This window comes from Alteromonas sp. B31-7 (assembly GCF_015767655.1).
GTDB lineage: Bacteria > Pseudomonadota > Gammaproteobacteria > Enterobacterales > Alteromonadaceae > Alteromonas > Alteromonas australica.
In genome coordinates this window covers 1,833,997-1,851,565 of sequence record NZ_CP065233.1, presented here as the reverse complement: position 1 = coordinate 1,851,565, position 17,569 = coordinate 1,833,997, and the positions used below count along the sequence as shown (strand labels likewise).

At 44.5% G+C, this 17,569-nt stretch carries 24 protein-coding genes; 16 read left to right on the top strand and 8 right to left on the bottom strand.

Features of this window, described 5'->3' with window-relative positions; translation table 11 throughout:
* Nucleotides 1–70: 70 nt before the first annotated feature.
* Nucleotides 71–1,381, bottom strand: coding sequence for a ribonuclease J (locus tag IUA53_RS07875; RefSeq protein WP_420535547.1), 1,311 nt, complete (start codon nucleotides 1,379–1,381; stop codon nucleotides 71–73).
* A 252-nt stretch (nucleotides 1,382–1,633) separates the two neighbouring features.
* Here IUA53_RS07875 and IUA53_RS07870 point away from each other — a divergent pair, with 252 nt between their 5' ends.
* Nucleotides 1,634–2,290, top strand: coding sequence for a YceH family protein (locus tag IUA53_RS07870; protein WP_196899030.1), 657 nt, complete (start codon nucleotides 1,634–1,636; stop codon nucleotides 2,288–2,290).
* A 9-nt stretch (nucleotides 2,291–2,299) separates the two neighbouring features.
* Here IUA53_RS07870 and IUA53_RS07865 read toward each other — a convergent pair whose 3' ends face one another.
* The 4 genes from IUA53_RS07865 to IUA53_RS07850 form a co-directional block, all read right to left on the bottom strand.
* Nucleotides 2,300–2,530, bottom strand: a complete 231-nt coding sequence (locus IUA53_RS07865) for a DUF2789 domain-containing protein (RefSeq protein ID WP_044057332.1) — start codon at nucleotides 2,528–2,530, stop codon at nucleotides 2,300–2,302.
* A gap of 63 nt (nucleotides 2,531–2,593) precedes the next feature.
* Nucleotides 2,594–2,938, bottom strand: coding sequence for a DUF2750 domain-containing protein (locus IUA53_RS07860; protein ID WP_044057333.1), 345 nt, complete (start codon nucleotides 2,936–2,938; stop codon nucleotides 2,594–2,596).
* Between the two features lie 16 nt (nucleotides 2,939–2,954).
* Nucleotides 2,955–3,791 carry a LysR family transcriptional regulator gene (locus tag IUA53_RS07855; RefSeq protein WP_044057334.1) on the bottom strand — a complete coding sequence of 279 codons (837 nt, stop codon included), beginning with the start codon at nucleotides 3,789–3,791 and terminating at the stop codon, nucleotides 2,955–2,957.
* Between the two features lie 123 nt (nucleotides 3,792–3,914).
* Nucleotides 3,915–4,079 (bottom strand): hypothetical protein, encoded by a 165-nt coding sequence (locus IUA53_RS07850; RefSeq protein WP_172655519.1) that lies wholly within the window; start codon nucleotides 4,077–4,079, stop codon nucleotides 3,915–3,917.
* 396 nt (nucleotides 4,080–4,475) lie between these two features.
* On the opposite strand from IUA53_RS07850, the gene maoP reads away from it, so the two are divergent.
* Both maoP and IUA53_RS07840 read left to right on the top strand, forming a co-directional pair.
* Entirely contained in the window at nucleotides 4,476–4,832 is a 357-nt protein-coding gene (maoP, locus tag IUA53_RS07845) for a DUF413 domain-containing protein (RefSeq protein ID WP_044057335.1), read from the top strand.
* Between the two features lie 244 nt (nucleotides 4,833–5,076).
* On the top strand, nucleotides 5,077–5,817 hold the full coding sequence (locus IUA53_RS07840; RefSeq protein WP_196899028.1) for a PRC-barrel domain-containing protein: 741 nt from the start codon (nucleotides 5,077–5,079) through the stop codon (nucleotides 5,815–5,817).
* A gap of 91 nt (nucleotides 5,818–5,908) precedes the next feature.
* On the opposite strand, the gene IUA53_RS07835 is transcribed toward IUA53_RS07840, so the two are convergent.
* Complete coding sequence (locus IUA53_RS07835) at nucleotides 5,909–6,241, bottom strand: ArsR/SmtB family transcription factor (protein ID WP_044057337.1); 333 nt, start codon at nucleotides 6,239–6,241, stop codon at nucleotides 5,909–5,911.
* A gap of 167 nt (nucleotides 6,242–6,408) precedes the next feature.
* Between IUA53_RS07835 and IUA53_RS07830 the strand changes: the two genes are divergently transcribed.
* Together IUA53_RS07830 and IUA53_RS07825 are read left to right on the top strand one after the other, a co-directional pair.
* Nucleotides 6,409–6,759, top strand: coding sequence for a rhodanese-like domain-containing protein (locus tag IUA53_RS07830; RefSeq protein WP_044057338.1), 351 nt, complete (start codon nucleotides 6,409–6,411; stop codon nucleotides 6,757–6,759).
* Between the two features lie 69 nt (nucleotides 6,760–6,828).
* Complete coding sequence (locus IUA53_RS07825) at nucleotides 6,829–7,761, top strand: LysR family transcriptional regulator (protein WP_044057339.1); 933 nt, start codon at nucleotides 6,829–6,831, stop codon at nucleotides 7,759–7,761.
* On the opposite strand, the gene IUA53_RS07820 is transcribed toward IUA53_RS07825, so the two are convergent.
* Nucleotides 7,753–8,358, bottom strand: a complete 606-nt coding sequence (locus IUA53_RS07820; RefSeq protein WP_196899026.1) for an exopolysaccharide biosynthesis protein — start codon at nucleotides 8,356–8,358, stop codon at nucleotides 7,753–7,755. The two genes, IUA53_RS07825 and IUA53_RS07820, sit on opposite strands and share 9 nt — an antisense overlap.
* A gap of 695 nt (nucleotides 8,359–9,053) precedes the next feature.
* On the opposite strand from IUA53_RS07820, the gene IUA53_RS07815 reads away from it, so the two are divergent.
* From IUA53_RS07815 to IUA53_RS07765, 11 genes are all read left to right on the top strand, one after another.
* Nucleotides 9,054–10,385, top strand: a complete 1,332-nt coding sequence (locus IUA53_RS07815; RefSeq protein ID WP_044057340.1) for a sigma-54-dependent transcriptional regulator — start codon at nucleotides 9,054–9,056, stop codon at nucleotides 10,383–10,385.
* Nucleotides 10,386–10,399: 14 nt separating this feature from the next.
* Nucleotides 10,400–10,624, top strand: coding sequence for a hypothetical protein (locus IUA53_RS07810; RefSeq protein WP_044058929.1), 225 nt, complete (start codon nucleotides 10,400–10,402; stop codon nucleotides 10,622–10,624).
* 4 nt (nucleotides 10,625–10,628) lie between these two features.
* Nucleotides 10,629–12,143, top strand: coding sequence for a sensor histidine kinase (locus IUA53_RS07805; protein WP_196899024.1), 1,515 nt, complete (start codon nucleotides 10,629–10,631; stop codon nucleotides 12,141–12,143).
* Nucleotides 12,133–12,585 carry a response regulator gene (locus IUA53_RS07800; protein WP_044057342.1) on the top strand — a complete coding sequence of 151 codons (453 nt, stop codon included), beginning with the start codon at nucleotides 12,133–12,135 and terminating at the stop codon, nucleotides 12,583–12,585. Before IUA53_RS07805 ends, IUA53_RS07800 begins: the two co-directional genes overlap by 11 nt.
* An 11-nt stretch (nucleotides 12,586–12,596) precedes the next feature.
* Nucleotides 12,597–14,606, top strand: coding sequence for a response regulator (locus tag IUA53_RS07795; protein WP_196899022.1), 2,010 nt, complete (start codon nucleotides 12,597–12,599; stop codon nucleotides 14,604–14,606).
* 214 nt (nucleotides 14,607–14,820) lie between these two features.
* A complete protein-coding gene (locus IUA53_RS07790; RefSeq protein WP_044057343.1) occupies nucleotides 14,821–15,141 on the top strand; it encodes a hypothetical protein in 321 nt (106 codons plus the stop codon).
* A 96-nt stretch (nucleotides 15,142–15,237) separates the two neighbouring features.
* Nucleotides 15,238–15,660: a hypothetical protein gene (locus IUA53_RS07785; protein WP_196899020.1), complete on the top strand. Its 423-nt coding sequence runs from the start codon at nucleotides 15,238–15,240 to the stop codon at nucleotides 15,658–15,660.
* A gap of 32 nt (nucleotides 15,661–15,692) precedes the next feature.
* Nucleotides 15,693–15,950 carry a hypothetical protein gene (locus IUA53_RS07780; protein WP_196899018.1) on the top strand — a complete coding sequence of 86 codons (258 nt, stop codon included), beginning with the start codon at nucleotides 15,693–15,695 and terminating at the stop codon, nucleotides 15,948–15,950.
* A gap of 12 nt (nucleotides 15,951–15,962) precedes the next feature.
* Nucleotides 15,963–16,550, top strand: coding sequence for a CC0125/CC1285 family lipoprotein (locus IUA53_RS07775; protein ID WP_231401285.1), 588 nt, complete (start codon nucleotides 15,963–15,965; stop codon nucleotides 16,548–16,550).
* Nucleotides 16,551–16,904: 354 nt separating this feature from the next.
* Entirely contained in the window at nucleotides 16,905–17,081 is a 177-nt protein-coding gene (locus IUA53_RS07770) for a DUF1328 domain-containing protein (RefSeq protein WP_044057346.1), read from the top strand.
* Nucleotides 17,082–17,109: 28 nt separating this feature from the next.
* The gene (locus IUA53_RS07765; protein WP_044057347.1) at nucleotides 17,110–17,304 is read left to right on the top strand and encodes a hypothetical protein; all 195 of its coding nucleotides are present in this window, start codon (nucleotides 17,110–17,112) and stop codon (nucleotides 17,302–17,304) included.
* A gap of 49 nt (nucleotides 17,305–17,353) precedes the next feature.
* Here the strand turns inward: IUA53_RS07765 and IUA53_RS07760 are convergent, their stop codons facing one another.
* Complete coding sequence (locus tag IUA53_RS07760; RefSeq protein WP_044057348.1) at nucleotides 17,354–17,569, bottom strand: hypothetical protein; 216 nt, start codon at nucleotides 17,567–17,569, stop codon at nucleotides 17,354–17,356.

Genomic DNA, 17,569 nt, shown 5'->3' with positions numbered 1-17,569 from the left:
TGTTATAAATATAAGTGTATCAGAATGTTTCAGCCATTTGGAGCACCAAACCCACTTAGCTAAAACTTCTTTATTCGCCCTCTTGAAGGGGGATGCGCCCCGTTTTTACCACCTGACGCCGAATACTTGCTTGCGGGGCTAAACGGTAGAGGTCGCCATTTTCGCCAACATAATGCTTAGTCACACCACTTTGCTTTGCAATATTGGCATGGGCCAATAGGTGTTCGCGTTCACCATGCACGGGGATAGCGATACTCGGTTTCACCCAGTGGTACATCAACTTGAGTTCTTCGGCGCAAGGATGGCCGCTGGCATGCACGGGTAACTGGCTTTCCTCACTTAATATCACACCAATGCCTCGCGCTTTAAGGGCGTTATTGAGTCTCCCAACGCTTTCTTCATTGCCTGGAATGACAATGGAAGAATAAATCACCGTATCCCCTTTATCTAATGCGATTTGCGGATGGACATCTTTTGCCATGCGAGCTAGCGCGGTGTTTTTCTCACCTTGACTGCCCGTAGCCACCGCTAACACTTCCTGAGGGGGAAGGTAGCCAAGATGATGGGCATCGGCGAGGGGCAAATCGTCTGGCCATATCCCCTGTTGGCGCGCAATACCGTACATATTAACCAGGGAGCGCCCATACAGGGCCATGTACCTCCCGGTTTTCTTCGCCACCTTAGCTAATGAAATTAAGCGCGCCACATTGCTACCGAAACAGGTTACTACCACACGGCCAGTTTGTGATTTCACTGTACTTAACAACCCGTCATAACAATTTCGTTCAGAAATCGAAAACCCAGGTTTTACGGCATTGGTGGAATCACCCACTAAGGCGAGAATATTTTCGTTACCTAAGTTTCTATACACCTGGCTATCGAATGGCTGCCCTGTCACAGGTTGAGGGTCAATTTTCCAATCAGCTGTGTGCAGTACTGTGCCAGCACAGGTGCTAATTTTTAGTGCATAAGGTTCAGGCAATGAATGAGTGACTGCCAGCCACTCTACGCTAAACGGCCCCAGGTGCATTGCACCGCGATGAGAAACCTCTACGATGGGCACCTTATTGGCGAGTTTGGTTTGTGCGAGCTTTCGTCTTAGCACTTCTGCGGTAAACGAGGTGGTGTAAATGGGGCATTTGAATCTGTCCCACAAATACGGAATTGCACCCACGTGATCTTCGTGAGCATGGGTAATAACGATACCCGCTAATTTGTCTTTCCGTTCCGCAATAAAGGTAGGGTCAGCCGCCACAATACGATGATGATTTTGAACACTATCGCCATTGTGTTTGTACGGAGGGATCAAAGGTTCATCGAACGACACCCCGCAATCTACCATTAGCCAACTGTCATCGTGGCCATAGAGGTTAAGGTTCATTCCAATTTCCCCAGTGCCCCCTAATGGTAAAAACCAAAAGTCCTCTTTTTTCGGTGATAACAAACCCAAACTACTCCTTTAATCCCATCATCTTAGGATGAAAAATACCATAACAGAATAGGCAACCACCGCATTCCAGATTGCATTTGTATTACGCTGACTAAAATGCATTATGAATGCCTCACCGATAAGCTAGCATGTGATAAAATTTTTGCTACACTGCACTATAAATAAATTGGCGTGGATTATCCTATGACGATAACACTGACTGAAAATGAAGCACGTGTTATTGGCGTGCTGTTAGAGAAATCTGTTACAACTCCCGAGCAATACCCTTTGTCACTCAATGCCTTGACCAACGGCTGCAATCAGAAAAGTAATCGCCTTCCTGTGACCCAGTATTCTGAAGACGATATCATTCAAACCTTAGACAGTTTAAAAGCAAAGCGATTAATTCAATTAGAATCTGGGTTTGGCAGCCGCGTGACCAAATATGCCCATCGGTTTTGTAACACCGAATTTGGCGATCTTAAATTGAGCGAATTCCAGCAGGCCATTATCACCGAGTTATTACTTCGAGGCCCTCAAACGCCAGGGGAGTTAAGGGGAAGATGCCAACGACTCGCTAAATTTAGTGATGTTGGTGATGTGGAATCCACCATCAACAGCCTTATCGCCTACCAACCTAACCCGCTTATTTGCGCATTACCGAAAGAAGCAGGAAAACGGGAGGTGCGCTACCGACATCTGTTTTCCCAACCGCTCACCGCTGACGAAACCCCATCACGAGCCCCTGATGCAGCTGAAACCATCGCGGAGCTTCGAGAGTCACTTTCCCACGTGAAATCACTGGTGACAGACTTGGAAGCCAAAATAAACGCCCTTGAAAACGCGCAAAATCAGACGTAATCAAACAGACTAGTGCAAAGCGACATTAAGTTGGTCTATCACTTCGGCCCAATCGGCATCGTCTTCAATCGCATTTTTTAAAAACGCGGCCTGACTCGGCGTCCAAAACGGCGCCTCGTTCAGGTGCTGACTCTTGTTAAGCCCTTTATGTTGCTCGATAAAGCGGTCAATAGCTTGGTCGCTGCTATCTAGCCCAAGCTGCCCAAATAAACTCGCCATTGTGGGTTGTTCAACAAACATACTCCCTCCGTGTCGTCCATTTTGCCGTTGGAGTTTAAACGGATCAGGGAGATCAGCAGATCATTAAATTTTTTCAGCAAAGTGTGCTGGAGTAATCACTTCGCCCTCTTCGCCGGGCACAGGACATACCATCACCATGAGGTCATCTTGTGTCATGCCTGGCACCCACTTCGTTAGGAAATCTTGGGTAGATATAGCCATGGTTTCACAATCCGACCAGTCTTCCGTTGCCCACAGCGCCGCTAAGCTGGCATCAGGCCATACTGGTACGCCGTCTTCTTCATCTGTGGTTAGCATAACGCAGCCATGCTCATCTTTTAGGATAAACAACTCTTTAGCGTTTTTAATTTGCTGTAAACTGGCTTCTAAGCGTTCAAACGCATTTTTTTCAAGCAAAGGATGAGTCATAAGGATCTCTTAATAGTTAGGCTGGATTAATAGACGAGATACCGTCGATAAGGCCTTGCAAGCCTACTCGTCGAACCTGTTTCATTGTATGAAGGTAAACCTTCAATGATATATTTTCCAGTGACTGAATTTTCGTTATAGGCGTTTGCGCGGGTAGATGCACAAAGGCATCTTCAGGTAACACGGCAATGCCGCCTTCAGCATATAAATTATTTAATGCCAAGGTGAGTGAATTAGTTCTTAATTTTGCATCTCGCAATTGTGGGTAAAGTGTTAGCAGGATATCTCTCGCTTTACTGCCAAAGTCGATGGCCACAAAGTCACTCGCGCTGACCTCGGCCTGAGCATCACCCACGCGATACAGTGCTAAAGGTTTCTCTAACAGTATTTGACTGTTCACTTCTTCTGACTTTAGCGGTTCCGTGGAAAAAGCTAAATCGGTCACCCGCTCATGCAGCTGCCGAGACAAACTGTCTAACGTCAGCACTTCCGCCTTCACCGACCAATCAGGAAAATCAGCGTGTAACGCTTTAAGTGTTGATGGCAAAATTAATTCGCTAGCCAATTGGGTAGCACCACAAACGACGTACTCAGAAGATTGAATTTGCAGTTCTTGCTTAGCTTCATTCAAGGTACTGCAAAGCTGCTGGGCATAGGGCAATAACTTTTCACCTGACTGAGTCAACTGAATACTGTTTCTTTGCCGGATAAATAACGTGGAATGAAAATACTCTTCGAGCAATTTAATACGCGCACTTACTGCAGATTGAGTAAGATAAAGGTTCTCCGCTGCTTTGCCAAAATGACGTGTATTAGCAACTTCGATAAATGTGGTGAGAAAGCGAATGTCCATGCTTCTTACATAACCGTAGAACTGATGAAAGTAAACTGTCACAGATAATACGTGATGTAAACCAAAAAGCACAGAAACACACTACGATCCGCAGTGTGTTTAGTCAAATTTCAATCAAGTAGGCTAAAAGCTCTCCGATTGTAATCTACGTAGCTTTTCTCGACGCTGTTCGTCTCGCTTTTGCTTCGCTTTAACGTGGTCATGACGTTTTGCGCTGCGCTTAGATGGGAAGCTTTCGTCTTCTACCGAGTCCCATTCTTCACGTTGGTAACGATAGTCTTTACTCATTGTCATCTCTTGGTAATTAACACCCCTTCATTATTCGCTTTGCTATTCAAATGAAAAACGAATATTTATCATCGTTTCGACAATAAATTTTAATAAAATGAAATTTCAAAACAGACCACGTCTAGCGAAGGCAAAATGCCACTTCCCACGCTATCTAGCGTATAGCCACGATACCGAAACAACGGCAGAGGAAAACAAATTACTTCATTTATTTCATAAACTTAAGCCAAGAAAGGTTTCACTCCACACTAATACCGTAGGTGTATCATGGTAAATAAACGCCGTGGCAATCCTTGCAACAAAATTTTTTATTGATAAGAAAAAAAAGTTTTGTTTCAACTTAGATGAGTTTTGGCTTAAAAGTGCGCTTGTACATCAACTTACGCTGGAACTGTTATGAACAACATAGCTATTCGAACCTCTGCAAAACCTTTTATTGACCGTGTGAAGTTTCCTTACGGCTTTAAAAAGTCGGGTGATTTCAGTATTAGTGAAGCGAACTTACTCTCGCTTTATGGTAGAACCCTCAATGCTTTAGAAACCGGTGAGCTACAAGCCGAATCAGAAGATGAGAAACACTTCGTGGATTTTATCTCTGGGCGTGCAGAAGCCATTAACCCTGTCGAAAAAGCATGGGCAAAGTATGTAAGGCTCTCTCGTGGCAAAAAACATTTTTATACCTTGCATAGCAGCGCCAGTAATCAATCTGATTACGATGACGATTATACCGATGAAGAGTTTGACGTAGCCTAAACCGGCCTCTTCAGGGCGCGTTGTGCTTTATCGCTTAGTAATAAACGGTAAAGCACGTCTCCTTTCTCCCGTAGTTTTCGATAAATTCTGATCTGTCTCAATCATCTTGCCGAACAAACCAATATAGCTTTTTATATCTACTTTGAAGGACTACACTTTAGTTAGGCGATAACGTGACAGTTTCCCCTAATGAAAAGTAGGTCGACATCGAATTACCCCAGCCGCAGGCAAAGGAGACGCAACGATGATGGTAACTTACAAACAGTTAAAACATTTTTCGATTCATGCAACAGACAAGGATATTGGCGGCATACGCGATATTTTGTTTGATGATGATAGCTTTGTAATACGCTATTTGGTTGCTGATACCAATACTTGGCTACCACTGAGTCGCAAAGTGGTCATATCCCCTATATCGGTATCCATCATTAATCCCGATCATGACACGATTGATGTGGCCATGGACGCCGAAACACTTAAAAACAGCCCAACCATTGATGAACACAAGCCGGTGTCCAGAGAATATGAAGAAACGTTATTCCGCTATTTCGGCTATGGTTATTACTGGATAGGGCCCGGCGCCTGGGGCGACTTTTCTCACCCGACTGAACTCGCCGACCCCAAATTAATGGACGAAGCCCGAGAAGATTTGTCAGCAAATAAAGAAAACCATCTTCGCGCCTGTGGCGAAGTCTCAGGTTACGAGGTAGCCACCACAGATGACAATGTAGGGCACATTTGTGATTTTGTCGTCGACACCCGAAATTGGGCAATACGGTTATTGGTGGTAGACACCAACAATTGGTTACCGGGTGGAAAAAAACTAGCCCTCTTGCCCACGGATATTCTTCAAATTGATTGGTCGTCTCACAGAGTCAGTGTGAAATTAGACCACGATGGACTGATGGCTCGCCCCGACATTGACATTGATAAACTTGGTAATGGTGAATACATTGCCGATATCGTCCATCAAATTGCTAAATAAAGCCTGGAGAGGCGGCTAGCGATTCGTGGCCGCCTTTATTCACTGCCAATTTACTCATGAAAAACGAATTTGGCGAGAACAGCAATCTCGTCTATTCAGCCAGCGCCTCTTCTGACGCACAGAAAAACTGATAGAGTAACGCCATCGTTTGGGTAACACGTTCGTCAGCAAGACGATAATAAATCGTTTGCCCTTCCCTTCTTGTGGCCACCAATGCGGCTTCCCGTAAGAGGGCCAGATGCTGAGAAATCACAGGCTGTGAAACATCTACCACGTCCAATAACTCGCTTACAGATCGTTCTTTTTCCAGCAAATTGCACAAAATCATCAAACGGGTTTTATTAGCAATTTGCTTTAAATACTGCTCAGCATCTGCTGCATGTTGATGCATTGCTGAAGGGTCGAGCTTTAGAGTCGCTAGCATAAAATGTTCTCATTTTTCATTGGGGAAACCCCTTAATGCATTATACTAAAGTATATAAGGTTTATCGAAAAGCCCAAATTGACTGTCTAACCTTGACAGTGCTGTTCTTCTTTTCCATCAAATGTTATATATAATATTATCATTATATACTAAATAGGAGATTTTACGTGCTAATAGATATCCCTACTCGATTAAAAAATATTGAGAAACCTATTCGTCGAATTACTGCCAAAGAAGCGGCGCTTGAGATTGAGAAAAATCAAGGGTTACTTTTAGATGTAAGGGAAGCCAGTGAAGTGGCCGAAAAACCGGTAAACAAAGCAACGGCCATTCCAAGAGGTATTTTAGAGATGAAGATGCTGGCACTTGTAAAAGAAGCAGATCGGCCTATATATATTCACTGCGCGTCTGGGGTGCGCGCCTCTTTGGCGGCAGAACAACTTATGCTTATGGGCTACGAGCAAGTTTCAGTAGTCACTTGTGCGGTGGACGATATTATTGCAGCAGTAACCGATTAACGCTTACTAAGGCCAGTTTCAATATGGTATAACCCCCTAATCCCCGCAGTGAATTGAGAAAGTTAAACCATGCTAAAATCAACGTTGGAACAATGGCGCATGTTTAAGGCGGTTGTGGACGCAGGAGGCTTTAATCAAGCGGCCGCTGTGGTGCATAAAAGCCAATCCAGTGTGCATCATGCTGTGCAAAAATTAGAACATGCCATTGGCGTTGAGCTATTTGAAAATACGGGTAGAAAAGTGCAGCTTTCAGCTCAAGGTGAACTTATGTACCGTCGAGCCACTTTTTTACTCAATGAAGCACAAAAACTCGAGGCCGTAGCAACCAGTTTACAAGCGGGTACAGAAACGCTGCTGAGAATTGCCGTAGACATTATTTTTCCCTCAGACTTACTTTATAACGTCTTAAATAAAGTGTCTGAGGAGTTCCCCTTGCTACGCATAGAAATTGAAGAAACGGTATTGTCGGGCGCAAATTCAATGCTCAATAGTGGCAATGTAGATATCGCCATTTCACCTTTTACCTATCCCACGGGGTTTAGTGAAGATCTCTGCGAAATCGAATTTGCAGCGGTAGCACATCCCGACCATCCATTACATGCGCTCGACAGGCCGCTAACATTAGAAGATCTCAAGTCTCATCGACAAATCGTTGTACGAGATTCCTCTGCTGAACGCAAAGTGGATGTTGGCTGGCTTGGTGCAGATCAACGTTGGACCGTCAGCCATATTCGTACGTCGGTGGATATCATTTCCCAAGGACTTGGTTTTGCTTGGCTGCCCATTGCGATTATTAAAAAAGAATTAGAAGAAGGAGCATTACTTCCTTTGCCCCTTGGTAATAACGGGGGGTTACGTAAATCGCTGCTGTATTTATCATTTGAAGATGGTGACGGACTGGGGCCGGCGGCGCGCTCTTTCATTGGAGAACTGCGATACCAAACCATGAATCTCCCCTCAGCTCACGGCATGTTGCAACCTTGCGGTGAGCCTTTATGTTAATCCTTGCATTATTTGCTGGCCGCTCAATAAGAAACCACAGGTAGCAATAGATAAACCCAACAACGCCACCGCGCCGTCGTCGGTAGCCATACCTATGGCCATAATGAGGACTGCCACCGCCGGTATTAGCCCCATAAAAGGTACTAATTCTAAAGGCACCATGATAAGTCCGCACAATGCACAACTCAGGGCGTTTAACGAGCGAAAAATAGGTTGGCGCATGAAAAACCAACGAGGAATTAGAAACCTATCAACCCTTAATGCATAAGGCTTCATTTTCGTAACCGCCGTATGGAGGTGATCGCCCTCAATTTCGAGCTTCATAATGCCGTTAGGTAACCAAGGGTGGCGACGACCGAGTAATATTTGCAGAGCAATGAGTAATATTGTCACGCCAGTCAGTGATGGTACGCCCGGTATTGCCCCTATGGGCGTAGACGCGATAAACGCAGGCATGGCCAACATGGGGCCAAATCCTCGCTTTTCTAATGCCTGCCAAAAGTCTGCGAAACACATGCTGTTGGTATCAGGTTTCGGCTGCATTTTGCCTAGCAGCTCATATAAGGTCATTGACCGTTCAGCCTTACCGTGCAACATTTTCATTCCCTGTCGGTTATTTTTACCCTAAATGTCCGGCCTGCGTTGTTGCCATGCTTGTTGCTATAAACCCACCTTCAAAATTATAAAAACAGATATAAAACAACTAATTACATCAACATAAAGCCATTTTTACCGCCAACTTCCATTCTTTATATTGCTGCGAAATGACCTACACATGACGTTAAAGCAGACCAGAGTCCATAGAGATAATGCTAATTATATGCCACACACCGAAAGCGCATTCTGGCGGTTATCTGAACGATATACCCTATAAAAACTCAACAAAATGACGTCATGCTGGCCATATTGTCACGCGGCACGCGAAAAAACGGCCTCCGCCCCGCTTAGAGATTTGACGTGCTGTTCTTTAACATTTTGGGTGTTTAAAACGCAGACACTAAGCGCCACTTAAGTGCACTTATAGCTTGTTGGCATACTACCTGCAAAACTGTGAACCATAGTCGGCGTGTGTTTGCATAATTGAACAGGGTTTTCACTTCAAAACGCGATTCTATTTAAAAATAACCCCCATGCGCCTTGACGTGTGCAATTGCAAATTTAGCCACGACAGGTACTATTCACTGTCGCCGCCAGAATATATTTAGTCAAAAAATAACGATTTATAATATTGATCTTATAGCCTTTTACTCCGTAGTAGTGAGGTTATTGGAAGTTTAGAAAAGGAAATTTACGTGCTTACTGTTTTGCTTGTAGACGACGATGCGGAATTTACAGAAGTTGCCTGTACGATTATTGAGTTTCTCGGTCATGAGGTTCTAACTGCTGCTAATTTAGAAGAAGCAAGAGACTGGTTAACGAAAGAAACCTTCGACCACGTATTACTCGATTTTATGCTACCTGACGGGAGTGGAGCCCATTTATTCGATGAGCTCGATACCCTTCCCAAGCGCCCCCGCGTTACACTAATCACAGGTCACCCATCAGTGAAGGGCATTATTAAAGGCCTGTGCGGACCGAATATTGATTATCTTGTTAAACCCATTCAACGTGAAGACATAGAAGCGGTTTTATCCGGTAAACCACAAAAAGCCCCTGTGGAAGACGATATTATTGTTAAACACTTTGATTTGTTGATTGGGGAATCTGCGCCAATGCAAGAGCTGTATAAGCTTATTCAACGGGTGAGCAGAACCAGCGCTAATGTCATGCTACTAGGCGAAAGCGGTGTCGGTAAAGAAGTGGTTGCCGCCGCTATCCACCGAGCGTCAGACAGCGAAGGCCCCTATATTGCCACCAACTGTGGCGCATTTTCTAAAGAACTTATTGGCAGTGAACTCTTCGGTCACGAAAAGGGCGCGTTCACTGGCGCTGTGGGGCGCAAAGAAGGCGTGTTCGAACAAGCCGAAGGCGGCACCTTGTTTCTAGATGAAATCACTGAAATGCCTATCGACATGCAACCTAATTTGTTGCGTGTACTTGAAAACAAAGTGGTTATCCGAGTGGGTGGCACTAAAACTATTCCTGTTAATTGCCGCGTGGTTTCGGCAACCAACCGTACCATGGAAGAAATTGCACAAAGCAAAGTGCTTAGGGAAGATATTTATTTTCGATTAGCGGTATTCCCTATCACTATTCCTCCCTTGCGGGAAAGAAAGGAAGACATTCCCCTACTGGCAAAAAGTTTCATTGAAGAATTCAACAAAGACAATGGCTCAAATTTCATTTGGCAATCTAGTCAACTAGACACGCTTCAAGCTTACGATTGGCCAGGTAATGTGCGTGAATTACGCCACTTCGTTCATCGCGCCGCCATAATGAGTGATCCTGAGAAGTCAGCCATTGAGCTTCCAAAAACCATAGAGTCTCCCTTTGCGAAAAAACAAAGTACGGCCCCTGCACTGCAAGCGGGTCGCACAATTGAAGATGTAGAGAAAGAGCTTATCTACGCCACCTTAGAAAAGGTAAATGGCAATAAAACCATGGCAGCTGAGATGTTAGGTATCAGTACAAAAACCTTGTACAACCGTCTCCATGCGTATGGTGACTTGAGTAAAGAGGAATAACGGTGGGCGCCAGTATGAAAGAAGAAGAATTTGCACGTTTAAGTGTTTATGTTCACGATGCTCGAAAACCACTAAACCGGATTTCGATGCAAGCAGAGTTGGTTAAAATGGCACTAAATGGTGATGTGCCCGCCGACAAGGCTATGGCGGCGTTGGATAAAATTATATCCAGCGCTAAGGATTGTAGTCACACCCTATCTGAAATGACTTCAGAACTCGGTGATTCAGTTTCGGAATAACCTCATGGTGAATAAACTCTTATCTTCGCTGTATAGCTGGATAATTATGGTGATCGTCGTCATCGTGGTGATTACCGCAAATTCGTTTTACGTCGTAAAAACCTTAGACGATTTGTCGTCGCTGGAAGCAAGGCTGTTCACCACTAACCGTGTAATAAATGCAGTGAATAAACTGCATGTTGCGGTACTACGAGCCGAATCTGGCCAGCGAGGGTATTTGCTAACGCAAGATGAAGCGTATCTTGAAGAATATAAAGAAACATTAAACTCATTTTCTAGCTTAGCTGACGAAGTTGAGGTTAGTGCGTACTCGTCAGATTTACCCCAGCAGGTGTCACGAATCGATGAATTGCTGCTGCTTACACGTACTAAAATTAACGGTATGGTTGAAGTGGTAGAGTTAGTACGTGATGATCAAACGCCAAAAGCCTTTGCGCTGCTTGAAAGCGATAGGGGTCTCAATTTATATAATGAATTTGAAGAAATTTTTCAAAGTATAGACTCCTCTGAGCGGGCTATGCAAAGTACGCATCTCGCCAATTTAATGAAATTGCGAAGAGATTCCGTCAATACCCTCATCATCTCATCGGGCACTACCCTTTTACTGATTATTTCTATTTTCGCATTATTAAAAATGAATGTGCGAGAAAATGAAAAGCACCAACACGATTTAGAAGATATCAATGAAGATCTTGAAACTAAAATTAATGAACGCACCCAAGAACTCCGGGTGTATTCTGACGAATTAGCGCGTAGTAACAGAGAGCTAGAAGATTTTGCCTTCGTGGCATCTCACGATTTGCAAGAACCCCTCCGTAAAATCAGGGCATTTGGTAACCGTTTAGATTCAGGGTACAAAGATGTCATGGATGAAAGGGGGCAAGATTTCTTGGCGCGTATGCTAAACGCTGCCGAGCGTATGTCTATGCTGATTTCAGACTTACTGGCGTTCTCACGGGTGTCCACGCGCGGACGAGATTTTGAAGATGTGAACCTCAATGATGTTATTCATGCCGTGGTTGATGATTTGGAAATCGCCATTGAAGAAAAAGGCGCACAAATTAACATTGCCACCCTACCCACTATTCGCGCCGATAAGTCTCAAATTGACCAATTGTTTTTAAATATTTTATCTAATGCATTGAAATTTCAAGCAGAAGATACCATTCCTGTGGTGAACGTCGAGACTAGCTCTCCTGACCCAGCCGACATGGAAGGTTTATTGTTGGCCGATGAGTACAATTGGCTAAAAATCACCATTGCAGACAATGGTATCGGGTTCGACCAATCTTTTGCCGAAAAAATATTCGCTCCATTTCAACGATTACATGGACGAAGTGAGTACAAAGGAACCGGCATAGGGTTAGCAGTTTGCCGACGTATTGTTGAGCGTCATAATGGCAAGATATCGGCGCAAAGCACCCCGGGAGAAGGCACCCTCTTTACTATAGTGCTACCCATAGACAGCGAGCCTTTTGGCTCTATCAATAATAGTGGAGACTCACATGATGACGCGTAAGCAAAGCCAACCTATAAACATCCTTATGGCGGATGATGACGAAGACGATCGTTTGTTAACTGTTGATGCGCTAAAAGAAAGTCGCGTCCTTAATAATCTTTTTTGTGTAGAGGACGGAGTAGAACTCTTAGAGTTTTTACGTCACGAAGGCCGCTATACCGATACCGACAAGTACCCTCGCCCTAGTCTCATCTTGCTTGACCTGAACATGCCAAGAAAAGATGGCAGGGAGGCACTTCAAGAGCTTAAAAATGACCCTAAATTACGGGGCATTCCTGTGGTTATCCTAACCACCTCAAAAGAAGAAGAAGACATGCTAAGAGGATACGACTTAGGTTGCGCCTCGTACATTACCAAACCGGTAAATTTTGAGGGCTTGGTAGAGTTAATGCGTGCACTAGGCCGGTACTGGATTGAGTTTGTGGAATTGCCCCACGACTAACGGAGTGTGATGTGAGTGACGTTATACGGGTTCTTCTTATTGAAGATGATGAAGATGATTACTTTTTAACTTCGGATTACTTGCAAGGATGTGAAGAACCCAAGTTTCAGCTAACCTGGGTCACCAATAGTGCCGATGCGATTGATGCGCTTCAACGGCGTAATTTTGATCTTTGCCTATTAGACTATCTGTTGGGTGCTGAAAATGCGGTAGACGTGCTAGACGTACTTAAATCCAACCAATTTAGCTTACCGGTGATTATTCTCACCGGTCAGTCTGACGCGCAAGTGGACGAGCTTGTGATGCGTGCAGGTGCGGCTGACTATCTACAAAAAAGTGAAATCGAAACGCCTCGTTTCATGCGCACTATTCGCTATGCGATGGTGCGCCGTGAAATTGAAAACGAACGATTAGAGCGCCATAAAGTAGAACAAAAAAACAAAGCAAAAGATAAGTTTCTTGCCCACTTAGGCCATGAATTACGTACACCACTAACCTCGATATTAGGGTATGCGGAATTATTGTTAGATGACAAAAATAACCATGGGTTAGAGCAAGAACTTTCTATTATTCATTCTAACGGTAAACACCTACTCAGCTTGCTTAATGATTTACTCGACATGTCTCGCATCATGGCAGACAAGTTGGAATTGAATATAAAAGCAGTGAATTTAGGCGGTTTTCTAACCGACCTCCACGCCCTTATGCGCCTTACCGCGAAAGACAAGGGGTTGAGTCTGCACCTGATTTCTGAATCGAGAATTCCCGAATTCATTCACACCGACCCTACCCGGCTTAGGCAGGTATTAATTAACTTAATCAATAATGCAGTTAAGTTTACCGATTCAGGATCGGTGAATATTTCCGTAGAAGTGATTCCTCCTGCACCGGGTAAGGAAAATGAACGTATTCGATTTCGAGTAGCAGATACCGGCATTGGTATGCCACCGGACAAATTGGAAAGTATTTTCCAGCCCTTCGAACAAATTGAAGATGTGATGCGGGCGAACCACGGTGGCGCTGGCCTGGGCTTAGCAATATCGAAAGAACTGGTATCAAAACTTGGCGGCAAAATTAGCGTGGAGTCTGTCTTTGGTAAAGGCAGTTGCTTTTCTTTCACGATTGACCCTGGCGACATTACTCACCAAGAGCGAGTTAACCTAAGCTTGGAACCGGCGCCCCGAGTGGAAGACAATCCATTACAATTGCAAGTTACAGGGAAAGTACTCATTGTCGATGATCTTCGTGAAATACGTCGACTCACTGGCCATTTGGTTAGCCAGTGCCATGCCACCGTAGCGTACGCTGAAAATGGTGTTAAAGCATTAGAAGCCGTGCTGCAAGCGCAAGAGGACAACGACCCTTTCCATTTAGTGTTAATGGACATTCATATGCCCGTAATGAACGGTATTGAAGCCTTGCATGCGTTGCGTAGACACGAGTGTTCAGTGCCCGTTGTGGCCGTAACAGCGGCGAGTCGCAAAGGATTAAAAGCCTCACTTCTAGAGGAAGGCTTTATAGATGTGATTGGCAAGCCCATTGAACGAAGCGCACTCACCCACGTACTAGAACGCTTTTTGGTTAAAGCAGAAGGCCCTTCTGTTTCAAACGCGGTTATCGCCAAGCAAACCACTGAAGACACCCAACCTTTTCAAAACGCGCTTAAAGTTTTGGTGGTGGAAGATGATGAAGATGCAGCAGAGCTGCTACAATTATTTTTAGTTCACCAAGGCCATGATGTCATCATTGCGCATACCGGTGAAGACGCAATATCGCGGGTTAATGAGGTAATCTTCGATCATATATTGATGGATTTAACCTTACCTGACTTTCATGGGTATGATTTAGCAGAAGAACTTATGCAAATTCAGCCTAGCACCCTGTTGACCATTGTCAGTGGCCATGAACCTGACAAGCAATTAATGAAACACCTGGGGGTTAACCAATCGCTTTTAAAGCCCGTCAGCAAGGACGATTTATACCAGGCTATCCACGCGCCTAAACAAAAGTCCGCCTCTTAGCACTGAAAAAGTAGGGGCGAGTGTTAGCCCCTAAGCAAGAAACTTTTACACAAGGTGCCGTGAAAGTCTTACCGCAAACCTAGACACCCACGCTAACCCCTCTCCCTCAAAAATAATAATCCATTTAAAATCAACATATTAGAAAACCATTTCGGTTGGTATAGCCATTGCACCTCTTTATAGTGCATTTATAGCAAAATTTAAGGAGAGTACTATGGCAACACAAACAACAGCTACACAGAGAACCGCGAAAGCAAACGGTGTTACAGAGCCTAGTCACCCAGTCACGGATCAACTTAAAGAAACACTGCATTCATCTGTAGATAAGTTGGCAGACAGCGCAGGTGTTGCGGAAGAGAACATTCGTCAGACCGCGTCAAAATCGGCTGAAAATATGTCGGCCCGTAAACGCCTTGCTGAGCAAAAATGGCAGGCTTCTAAAGTACGTCAGTACGCTATCGAAAACCCTGTAGCTACTGCCGGTATCGCGTTTGCAGCGGGTATGCTGGTGACGTCACTACTGCGTAAGAAGTAAACCATGCTAATCGCACCCGATTTTCGCAAGGCACGCTTTATGCCGCGTGACGAAAATCCGTTTCGCCTGACGCCCCCTCGGCGCCAGGCGATTTTCGTGCACGAAGAAAAAGCGGCGCAGCGCCATGAGCAGGACTCGCAGGATAACGAACCGTACGAGAAAGTGTCGTTTTCAGAATTTACTGACGCATTGAAAAACTACGCGAAACAGAAGCAGCACCAAGGTTTTGCACTGCTAGACTTAATCAACAGTGAACTCATGCTGATTAAGAAATCTGTTTTCGTCACGGTATTTGCGGGAATGACCGCATTTGCTATTGGCGGATTTTGTTGGATATTATTGAATATTGCCTTGGGTTATTTCGCTCACCTCGCTGGCGCGCCTGTATCCATCATATTAGTTGTTATGCTTGTTATCAATGCCACTATTGGGGTGGTGATATTTAAGCAAGCAAAAAGCGCATTTAACTACATAAGTGCGACACGCATTATCCAGCTCATGAAACGCCTGAATGAATAACATAGGCGGTCAAACGCTTAAAGGAACACTTTATGTCATTCTTACTTAACAAAGAACTGAAAACCATTAAGCAAAGAGAGCATGATTACCTAACTCAAAAGCACCAAGTTGATGTGTCTTTCGATGAGACAAAAACTAAAGCTCGGCATATCATGGGGAACCCAGAAACCCTCGCGGCTATTTTTACCGCAGGCGCGTTTAAAGGCGCGGAAACTGATTCACCGAAGAGTAAACGAAATCAGGCGGTCACCTCGTTAATTCGAACAGCGGTCATTTCATTTATACAATGATAAGGAAGTTCCATGTTTAATCTTTTCTCAAACGCCACTCAAGCCACAAAGGCGTGTGACAGGTTCAAGGCCATTGCCAGGCCAGCCTCGATGGCCGCTGTATTAGCGTTAACTGCCTGCAGCACGACGCCGGTAGCGGTGCCTACGCCTTACAAGGCTGCGGTAACTAAAGAAGGGTACGGTTACTCAAGTGTTCAGTTAAGTGACAACGAATATCGTGTGCTATTTAAGGCCACTGACGAAACCCCAGCTGACAAGGTACAAGAGTACGCGCTGCAACGGGCTGGGCAAATTGCCATGAAACAAGGTTATCAATACTTAGCCATTGTGAAGACCAATGTGGACAAACGTCCAATTGAAGCCCGTAGAGTCATAACAGAGCCATCTTCCCCTGCAACCTTTACCCAAGATCAGCAGTGTACGATGTCTGGTTGTTCACAAGTTGCGCAACCCACTGCGGCTGAAGGGCAAAATAGTGTACAAAGCACTATGATCAATGACATTTACTATTCCATTGTAGTACGCATGGCTAACGCAAAAGAAGGCTTAGGCAAAAACGTGATGGCAGTGAGTGATATTCCGCCCATTGAGAAAAAATAACTTCTATCCCCTCTTATCGCGTCAATCTTCTATTGGCGCTGTTCTCCCTTTCCGTTAATTTTACGTAACACGCTTTCATTGTGTTAAACACCCATTCTACCTTGTCGTTTGCCCCGTTGACTTAGGGTAGTGCCCCCCCTTCATGAGTATGTTGAAATACATACACATTGGACATGCCTCCTAGCCTGTAAATTCTGCAAATTACCTGTAACCTTTGTCGATAATCACTGTTCACAGTTGCCATGCTATTCGCCCCAAAATAGTTATTGACCATAAAAATCAATAACTTAACAATTAGGCACAACTATCGCATTAACTTATGTGAACATTATGGAGCAATAAGAGGATTTAGTTATGTTAGGTTGGGCAATTACATTTTTTATTATCGCCATTATTGCAGCAGTTTTTGGCTTCGGCGGTATCGCTGGCGCGGCAACAGGTATAGCACAGTTTCTGTTTTTTGTGTTTGTTGCACTACTTGTTATCTCTTTAGTCGCTAACGCACTACGCGGTAAGTCACCAAAGGTATAGCAATATTTTAACTTATAGGAGAAAGGATATGATCTCTATGAAAGCATTATCAAAAGTACTATTAGCATCAGCATTTGCACTATCACTAGCCGCGTGCGGCGATGGCGAAGCAGAAGATGCAGGCGAAGAAATTGATGAAGTCGTTACCGATGCCGGTAATGCAATGGAAGACGCATGCGAAGATGTGAAAGAAGGCGTCGACGCTGAAGACAAAGACTGCTAAGCGTTAAGCGAAAAAGAAAAGGGGCTGATGAAAACATCAACCCCTTTTTTTATGCTTCTTGTCCGTTTAGCTCTCTTGCTAAATCGTCTAATTTAGACAAGGTTGAATCGAACTCCCCCATCGCCACGCGATAGCCTACAAATACGTGATGATCACTGCGCCCAAATTTTACTCGTAACGCGTCAACATCCATATGTTTCACTGTATTTAAAAAACGATAGGCGGTCATCTCACTTTCGAAAACGTATTCTATGCTGTTTTCCAT

Bases quoted from the DNA above. Each gene is read 5' to 3' on its own strand.
- IUA53_RS07760 (WP_044057348.1), bottom strand. From the start codon at position 17,569: ATGGAAAACAGCATAGAATACGTTTTCGAAAGTGAGATGACCGCCTAT.
- IUA53_RS07875 (WP_420535547.1), bottom strand. From the start codon at position 1,381: ATGAACCTTAACCTCTATGGCCACGATGACAGTTGGCTAATGGTAGAT.
- IUA53_RS07805 (WP_196899024.1), top strand. From the start codon at position 10,629: ATGGTGAATAAACTCTTATCTTCGCTGTATAGCTGGATAATTATGGTG.
- IUA53_RS07800 (WP_044057342.1), top strand. From the start codon at position 12,133: ATGACGCGTAAGCAAAGCCAACCTATAAACATCCTTATGGCGGATGAT.
- IUA53_RS07860 (WP_044057333.1), bottom strand. From the start codon at position 2,938: ATGACTCATCCTTTGCTTGAAAAAAATGCGTTTGAACGCTTAGAAGCC.
- IUA53_RS07790 (WP_044057343.1), top strand. From the start codon at position 14,821: ATGGCAACACAAACAACAGCTACACAGAGAACCGCGAAAGCAAACGGT.
- maoP (WP_044057335.1), top strand. From the start codon at position 4,476: ATGAACAACATAGCTATTCGAACCTCTGCAAAACCTTTTATTGACCGT.
- IUA53_RS07770 (WP_044057346.1), top strand. From the start codon at position 16,905: ATGTTAGGTTGGGCAATTACATTTTTTATTATCGCCATTATTGCAGCA.
- IUA53_RS07775 (WP_231401285.1), top strand. From the start codon at position 15,963: ATGTTTAATCTTTTCTCAAACGCCACTCAAGCCACAAAGGCGTGTGAC.
- IUA53_RS07840 (WP_196899028.1), top strand. From the start codon at position 5,077: ATGATGGTAACTTACAAACAGTTAAAACATTTTTCGATTCATGCAACA.
- IUA53_RS07870 (WP_196899030.1), top strand. From the start codon at position 1,634: ATGACGATAACACTGACTGAAAATGAAGCACGTGTTATTGGCGTGCTG.
- IUA53_RS07825 (WP_044057339.1), top strand. From the start codon at position 6,829: ATGCTAAAATCAACGTTGGAACAATGGCGCATGTTTAAGGCGGTTGTG.
- IUA53_RS07810 (WP_044058929.1), top strand. From the start codon at position 10,400: ATGAAAGAAGAAGAATTTGCACGTTTAAGTGTTTATGTTCACGATGCT.
- IUA53_RS07765 (WP_044057347.1), top strand. From the start codon at position 17,110: ATGATCTCTATGAAAGCATTATCAAAAGTACTATTAGCATCAGCATTT.
- IUA53_RS07835 (WP_044057337.1), bottom strand. From the start codon at position 6,241: ATGCTAGCGACTCTAAAGCTCGACCCTTCAGCAATGCATCAACATGCA.
- IUA53_RS07780 (WP_196899018.1), top strand. From the start codon at position 15,693: ATGTCATTCTTACTTAACAAAGAACTGAAAACCATTAAGCAAAGAGAG.
- IUA53_RS07850 (WP_172655519.1), bottom strand. From the start codon at position 4,079: ATGAGTAAAGACTATCGTTACCAACGTGAAGAATGGGACTCGGTAGAA.
- IUA53_RS07820 (WP_196899026.1), bottom strand. From the start codon at position 8,358: ATGTTGCACGGTAAGGCTGAACGGTCAATGACCTTATATGAGCTGCTA.
- IUA53_RS07855 (WP_044057334.1), bottom strand. From the start codon at position 3,791: ATGGACATTCGCTTTCTCACCACATTTATCGAAGTTGCTAATACACGT.
- IUA53_RS07865 (WP_044057332.1), bottom strand. From the start codon at position 2,530: ATGTTTGTTGAACAACCCACAATGGCGAGTTTATTTGGGCAGCTTGGG.